Source organism: Streptomyces sp. SID3212, from assembly GCF_009865405.1.
Taxonomy (GTDB): Bacteria; Actinomycetota; Actinomycetes; order Streptomycetales; family Streptomycetaceae; genus Streptomyces.
The window spans coordinates 1-6,688 of sequence record NZ_WWJY01000043.1; the positions used below are offsets into that span (position 1 = coordinate 1).

Consider the following 6,688-nt stretch of genomic DNA (forward strand, 5'->3'; position numbering starts at 1 on the left):
CTGTGCGGCCTGGCGGCGGTGGCGGCGGTGCGGCTCGTACGGCTCCGCAAAGGCGCCGCGGCCCCCCGCTGGCGCCGCACCCTCCGCGCCGAACTGACCGAAGCACGCCGTGCGTTGCTCTCCCGCGTGACCTGGCCCGGCGTCCTGCTGTCGTCCGTCGCCGTACTGGCGGGGCACCTGGCGATGTTCCTGCTGGCCGCGCGGGTCGCGGGGGCCACCGCGCCGGCGTCCGAACTGCTGCCCCTGATGCTGCTCGCCCTGCTCGCCATGGGGCTGCCGCTGAACATCGCCGGCTGGGGCCCCCGCGAGGGCGTCACCGCGTGGGCGTTCGGCGCGGCGGGCCTGGGCGCGTCACTGGGGCTGACCGTCGCGGTCGTGTACGGAGTCCTCGCCTTCGCCGCGAGCCTGCCGGGGATCGTGGTCCTCGCCGTCCAGTGGGCGGCCCGGCGCCGACGGGGTGAGGCGGCCCGGCCCGACGGCGGAGCCGGTGAGTCCCTCCTCGGCAACGGATCGGGTGAGGCACTCCTCGACAACGGACCCAGTGACACCCGGCCCGACAACGAACCCGGCGACGCCCGGCCCGACAACGGACCCGGCGACACCCGGCCCGACAACGGCCTCAGTGACGCCCCCCTCGGCAACCGACCCGGTGACGCCCTCCTCGAAGGCCGAACCGGATCCGGACCCGGACCCGGCAAGGCCCCGCTCGAAGCCGGACCCCGCAAGGCCGCCGCCCCGCTCGAAGCCGGCCCCGGCGAGGTCCACCTCCAGGACCGACGCCCGGAGGTCCAGCTCGAAAAGCGTGTCCTCGCCGACAGCGGAGCGCCGGACCGGGGGCCGCAACGCCTCCCGCATCACCTCGGGGCCGTCGAAGCGGATCCCCGGAACGCCGTCGCCGAGCAGGACCGGGGCGACGGTGACGTACAACCGGTGCAGCGCCCGTTCGTGCAGGAAGCGCGACACGGTGACGCCCCCGCCCTCGACCAGCACCCGTCCCAGGCCGCGCCGGGCGAGCGTCCGTACCAGGGCGCGGGGCGCGAACGCCTCGCGGTCCGGCAGGGTCAGCACCTCGACCCCGTCCCCCACCCGGCCGGGAACGGCCTGCCCGTCCTCGCGGCCCGGGCCCACCACCCACAGGGTCGGGGCTGATCCGTCGGTGAACACACGGCAGTCCAGCGGTACGCGGCCCCTCGGGTCGATCACCACACGCACCGGGTTGGTCCCGGGGCAGGTACGGACGGTGAGTTGGGGATCGTCGGACACGGCGGTACCGGCCCCGACGACCACCGCGTCGGCGAGCGCCCGGAGGCGGTGCAGATGATCGCGGTCCTCCTCGCCGGTGACGTAGTCCGCGTCGCCGGTCCGGGTGGCGATGAAGCCGTCCAGGCTCTGGCCCAGCTGCGCGAAGGTGACGTACGGCCCAGCGAGGCAGAGCGGCAGATAACGGTCGACGAGCAGCCGCGCCCCGGACGAGCTCTCCCCCGTACGGAGCAGCCCGGCGGCCACGGCCTCCGCCTCGGACCGGATGCCGAGCAGCCGCTCCCACACCTCGGCGGCCTCGGCCGCGTCCGCCGCGTCCGCCGCCTCCGCCGCGCCGGACGCGCGGGACGCGCGGGACGCGCCCGTCACGGTGTCACCCGTACGGCCGCAGCAGGCACACCGTCCACGCCGTCCACACTCTCCACCGTCATCAGCGCAAGATATTCCGCGAAGGAATCGACAAGTCCGGCGAGCAATTCCTTTCCCTTCTCGGCGGACGCCAAGGACGGCCGGCCGACCACCCCGGAGTCCGTATAGGGACGCATACCGAGAGTGAGCAAATGCTTCCGTTCATCGGCGGCGAAATCGGCGGTTTCATAACCGGAACGGACCAGTTCCGGACGGGCGTGCAGCAGGATCGACGTCTCCACTTCACCCGCGTGCATATCGCTGTACGACGAGGTCCGCACACCCGCCCTCTCCCGCGCCGCGTCCCAGTCGGACGAGCCGGGAAATAGCGCCATGCGCGTACCGCTGCCGGCCGACTCCTGAACCACGTTCCGCAGCACGTAGTTTCCCCCGTGCCCGTTCACCAGAATGAGCGCGTGGATACCGGAACGGCGTAGCGAGGCCGCGATGTCCGAGACCACGGCGTAGAGGGTCGCGGCCGAAATACTGACCGTCCCCGGCCAGTCCGCGTGCTCGTGCGAGCAGGAGATCGTCAGCGGAGGCAGGCGCAGGACCGGATGCGCGGCGGCGATCTCGGCGGCAACGGCGCAGGCCACGACCGTGTCCGTCACCAGCGGGAGGTACGCGCCGTGTTGCTCGAAACTGCCGATCGGCAGGACGGCGACCTGGGGCCGCCGCTCCCCCACGTCCTCGGTGGTGTCCGCGGGCAACAGGCCGGAGGCCGGTGGTGGTACGGCAGGACCGCTCATCTCTGGGCCTTTCGTTTCCTGTCGTTTCATACGTTCGAGGAGGCCCAGGTTACGTCGTTTTCGCGTTCTCCTTCCGCGATCCGGCCGATAAGATATGGCCATGAGGGAAATTGATGGTACGTCCGACGGCAGTGGCCCCCCGGTCGCGGAACGGGTGGTGGATCTCCGCCTGGCCACCGCGTACGGCGATTTCCTCGCTGTCGGCTACCGGGACGGCAATGGCACGGACGAACAAATGGCCCTGGTGTACGGCGATGTCACAGGAGAAGGGGCCCTTGTCCGGCTGCATTCGGAGTGTCTGACCGGAGATTCCTTCGGCTCCAGGCATTGCGACTGCGGCGGCCAGCTGTCGGCCGCCCTGAGCACCATCGTGCGGGAAGGGCGGGGTGTTCTTGTCTATCTCCGGGGCCACGAGGGCCGGGGAATCGGCCTGCTGGCCAAGCTCCAGGCGATGAAGCTGCAAGCGGAGGGCCTGGACACGGTGGAGGCGAACCTGGCCCTCGGCCTCCCGGCGGACGCCCGCGACTACCAGGTGGCGGCGGAGATCCTGCACGACCTCGGTGTCCGCTCGGTACGTCTGATGTCGAACAACCCGCTCAAGCGCGAGGCGCTCCAGCGGCACGGCGTGAAGGTCACGGAGGAGGTGCCCCTGCTGATCACCCCTCAGGAGGAGAACATCTTCTACCTGCGGACGAAGCGGGAGCGACTGGGCCACCACTTGCCGCACCTGGACCCGGAGCCGTAGGACCGCTGTCCGCGCCGCCTCGCCGAACCTGGCGCCTCCCGGGGGTACGAAGGTGCACCCAGCACCACCTCCGGTTCGGGCGCCACGCCCCGTGTGTCTGGCCCTCACCGTCCGTAGCGTCTTGGGCAGGGACGCAGCGGGCGTCCGAGAGGGAGGGACGGCGATGTTCCGTCGTACGGGGACGAGCAAAGGTACAGGTACGAGTACGGGTACGACTGCGGGCACGGGCACAGGTACGGGTCCGGGTACGGGCAGGGGGACCCACACGGGCGCTGACACGGGCGGGGGAGCGGCCACTCGTACCGGCAGGGGCGCACGCAAAGGCGGTACGGGGCGGTCGCGCCCCGGCCGGAACTCCGAGGCGCTCCGCCTCGTCGGCGTCAGCAAGGTCTACGGCGAGGCGGAGAGCGCCGTCACCGCGCTCGACGGGGTCACCCTGAGCCTGCCGGCCGGGAGTTTCACCGCCGTCATGGGGCCGTCGGGCTCCGGAAAGTCCACGCTGCTCCAGTGCGCGGCCGGGCTCGACCGCCCGGACCGGGGCCTGGTCATGGTCGACGGCGAGGAGATGACGGGCGGCGCAGAGGCGGCGCTGACGAAGTTCCGCAGGCGGCGGATCGGCTTCGTCTTCCAGCAGTACAACCTGCTGGACACGCTGACCGTGGAGCAGAACACCACGCTGCCGCTACGCCTCGCGGGTCGCCGCGCCGACCCCGTACGGACCAGGGAGATCCTCACCCAGGTCGGCCTCGGCGACCGTCTCGGCCACCGCCCCGACCAGCTCTCCGGCGGGCAGCGGCAACGGGTCGCCATCGCGCGGGCGCTGGTCACCGAGCCCAGCGTGATCTTCGCCGACGAGCCGACCGGCGCGCTGGACACCCGGAGCGCGCGGGACGTGCTGGGTCTGCTGCGGGACGCGGTACGGATCCACGGGCGGACGGTGGTGATGGTGACGCACGATCCGGTCGCCGCGTCGTACGCGGACTCCGTCCAGTTCCTGGCGGACGGCCGGCTGGCCGGGCAGCTGACCGCGCCCACGGTGGACGCGGTCGCCGAACGGCTCGCGCACCTGGGCGACATCGCGGACCAGGGCCAGGGCCACCCCGAAGGCCACGGCCACCACCTCACCCTGGAGGTCTGAGCCATGTTCACTCTCGCTCTGCGATCCGTCCGGCAGCGGCCCGGCCGGCTCCTCGCCACCCTCCTGTCCGCCTTCCTGGGCGCGGCGATCGTCATGACGTTCGGCTCGCTCCAGGACACCGCCGGCGCCCCGGGCGTCGACGACGTCAGCGCCGAGACCCTGCGGGTGTCGTCGAACGTCGTCGGCGGGTACGGCGCGCTGCTGGTGTTCTTCGCGGTGGCTTCCGCGCTGACCGTGAACGTACGGCAGCGGAGTGCCGAGATCACCCTGCTGCGCAACACCGGCGCGACCCCGGCCCAGATCAAGCGCATGGTCGTCGGCGAGGCCGTCCTGGTGGGCCTGGCCGCCGCGCTGCTGGCGATCGGACCCGCGATGCTCGGCGGACGGGTGCTGCTCGGGCTGTTCCAGGACAGCGGCCAGGTCGCCGACCGGGTGGACTTCGCCTTCGGCCCGGTGGCGCTGGGCATGGGCTTCGCGGTGACGCTGCTCGCGTCGGTGGGCGCCGCGTTCCTCGCGGTGCGCCGGGCGACGAAGGCGGCGGGGGCCCGGGCGGGCCGTGGCCGGATCAAGAAGGCGGCGGGCATCGCGGCGCTGGTGGGCGGTACGGGCGCGATCGCCTCGACCTTCACCATGAAAGCCTCCGCCCCGGCCCTGATGGCCGCCCCCGCTTACGGCGCGATCCTGCTCTCCGTCGGCTTCGCGATCTTCTCCCCGGCGCTGCTGCGGGGCCTGTTGAAGGTGTTCGAACGGCCGATCACGGCTCTCGCGGGGGCGAGCGGCTACCTGACCGTCCACACCATGCGTCACCGCGCCGCGCAGCTGTCGGGGCTGCTGATGCCGCTGGTGCTGTTCACCGGTACGGCGACGGCGGCGCTCTACATGCAGGCGGTCCAGACGGACGCGATCCGGGCGTCGGGCCTCACCAGGTCCGTCGAGGACAAGAACGTGGAGACGGTGAACCTCGTGGTCGTCGGCATCATCGTGGTCTTCGCCTGCGTCATGATCATCAACACGCTGTACGCGGAGACGTCGTACCGCCGCGCCGAGTTCGGCCGCCAGCGCCTGGCCGGCGCGACCCCCGGCCAGGTACTGCGGACGGTCGGGCTGGAGGGCGTGGTCCTGACGGTGACGGGGGTCTTCTTCGGTACGGCGGCCGGCCTCACCGGTCTCCTCGCCTTCACGGCGGTCCGCACGGACTCCGTCCTCCCGGAACCGGGCCCGGGCGTCTGGCTCCTGGTCGTGGCGGCGGCCACGGCCTCCACGCTCCTCACGGGCCTGAGCACGGCTCGCAGGGCACTACGCACACCGGCGGTCGCGGCGGCAAGCGCGACAGCGTGACCCCCCGCAGCCGACCACACGGCCCGGTACGGACGCCCGTACCGGGCCGTCCGTACCGGGCCTGTGTCGTGCGGAGCCGTGTCGTGTGGGGCCGTGTCGTACGGGGCCGCGTCGTGCAGGACCGCGTCATGCGGAGCCACCCACGACGGGCGGCCTGCGCCGGATCCCCGGGGCCCGGTGACACGCGGTCAACAGCACGCCGCCGGTGCGCGGTCTCGCAGGCCGTCCAGCACCGGCCCCGCGAGGGGCACCCGCAGAGGGGCACCCGCAGAAGTGGTCACCGCCGCCGGAGTCCCGCAGGCTGGTAACACCCGGTCAACAGCTCACCGTCCGGCGCAGGGCCCGGTGAGCCGTCCCCATACTCTGCCCCCGCAGGGGGTGCCTGCCCGCAAGGGCCGCCGGCACCCGGCACCCGGCGTCCCGCAGGCCGCCCCGGACTCCGGGCCGGTTCCGCACGCGGTGATCGCCCGGCGCCCGGCGACCCGGGAGACCGGGAGCCCGGGAGCCCGGGAGCGCGGCAGCCTGGGAGCCCGCCAACTCGGCAGCCCGGCAGCGCGCCAGCCCCGACGATCCAACGACCGACCGGCCCGCCGCCCCAACCGCCGATGACCCAGCGGGGCCCGAACGACCCCCAACAGCCCCGGGCCCCCGTCACAACCACCCCCGACGCGCCGCCGTCAGGCTGGCCTGGAAGCGGGTGGTGGCGTCCAGCTCCGCCATCAGGCGGTGGATGCGGCGCTGAGTCGTACGTTCGCTCCAGCCCTGCGCGCGGGCGATCGCCGCGTCCGTCAGCCCCGCCGCCAGGAGCGCCAGCAGGGCGCGGGTCTCTGGACCTGGGGGCGGTGACCCCCCGTCGGAGCCGTACCCGGGGCCATCTCCGTAGCCGGGCACGCCAGAGGAAACCGCACCACCACCGGCCCCAGGGCCGCCACCGGCCCCAGGGCCGCCACCCGACCCGAGACCACCACCGGACCCAGACCCACCACCGCCCCCGGGACCACCCACCCCGCCACCGCCCGCGACCCCACCCACCCCCGGCACCGGCCCCCC

Annotated in this window: 6 protein-coding genes and 1 pseudogene; 4 read left to right on the plus strand and 3 right to left on the minus strand. The window is 73.1% G+C overall.

The window, feature by feature from the left end:
- Nucleotides 1-426: pseudogene (locus GT042_RS01835) on the plus strand (lysylphosphatidylglycerol synthase domain-containing protein); the annotation flags it as partial.
- On the opposite strand, the gene GT042_RS38600 reads toward GT042_RS01835, so the two are convergent.
- On the minus strand, nt 352-1,629 hold the full coding sequence (locus tag GT042_RS38600; RefSeq protein WP_345943644.1) for a RibD family protein: 1,278 nt from the start codon (nt 1,627-1,629) through the stop codon (nt 352-354). The pseudogene GT042_RS01835 and the gene GT042_RS38600 overlap by 75 nt on opposite strands.
- On the minus strand, nt 1,626-2,417 hold the full coding sequence (locus tag GT042_RS01845) for a creatininase family protein (RefSeq protein WP_161306937.1): 792 nt from the start codon (nt 2,415-2,417) through the stop codon (nt 1,626-1,628). The genes GT042_RS38600 and GT042_RS01845 overlap by 4 nt, the downstream gene beginning before the upstream one ends.
- A gap of 100 nt (nt 2,418-2,517) precedes the next feature.
- Here GT042_RS01845 and ribA point away from each other — a divergent pair, with 100 nt between their 5' ends.
- From ribA to GT042_RS01860, 3 genes are all read left to right on the plus strand, one after another.
- Nucleotides 2,518-3,162 (plus strand): GTP cyclohydrolase II, encoded by a 645-nt coding sequence (ribA, locus tag GT042_RS01850; protein ID WP_202532226.1) that lies wholly within the window; start codon nt 2,518-2,520, stop codon nt 3,160-3,162.
- A 163-nt stretch (nt 3,163-3,325) separates the two neighbouring features.
- Entirely contained in the window at nt 3,326-4,300 is a 975-nt protein-coding gene (locus GT042_RS01855; RefSeq protein ID WP_161306939.1) for an ABC transporter ATP-binding protein, read from the plus strand.
- Nucleotides 4,301-4,303: 3 nt separating this feature from the next.
- Nucleotides 4,304-5,638 (plus strand): ABC transporter permease, encoded by a 1,335-nt coding sequence (locus GT042_RS01860; RefSeq protein ID WP_161306940.1) that lies wholly within the window; start codon nt 4,304-4,306, stop codon nt 5,636-5,638.
- Nucleotides 5,639-6,289: 651 nt separating this feature from the next.
- Here GT042_RS01860 and GT042_RS01865 read toward each other — a convergent pair.
- The gene (locus tag GT042_RS01865) at nt 6,290-6,529 is read right to left on the minus strand and encodes a helix-turn-helix domain-containing protein (RefSeq protein ID WP_345943645.1); all 240 of its coding nucleotides are present in this window, start codon (nt 6,527-6,529) and stop codon (nt 6,290-6,292) included.
- Nucleotides 6,530-6,688: the final 159 nt, after the last annotated feature.

Coding starts and splice junctions, on each gene's coding strand:
- GT042_RS01855 (WP_161306939.1), top strand. CDS start 3,326: ATGTTCCGTCGTACGGGGACGAGCAAAGGTACAGGTACGAGTACGGGT.
- GT042_RS01860 (WP_161306940.1), top strand. CDS start 4,304: ATGTTCACTCTCGCTCTGCGATCCGTCCGGCAGCGGCCCGGCCGGCTC.
- ribA (WP_202532226.1), top strand. CDS start 2,518: ATGAGGGAAATTGATGGTACGTCCGACGGCAGTGGCCCCCCGGTCGCG.
- GT042_RS01845 (WP_161306937.1), bottom strand. CDS start 2,417: ATGAGCGGTCCTGCCGTACCACCACCGGCCTCCGGCCTGTTGCCCGCG.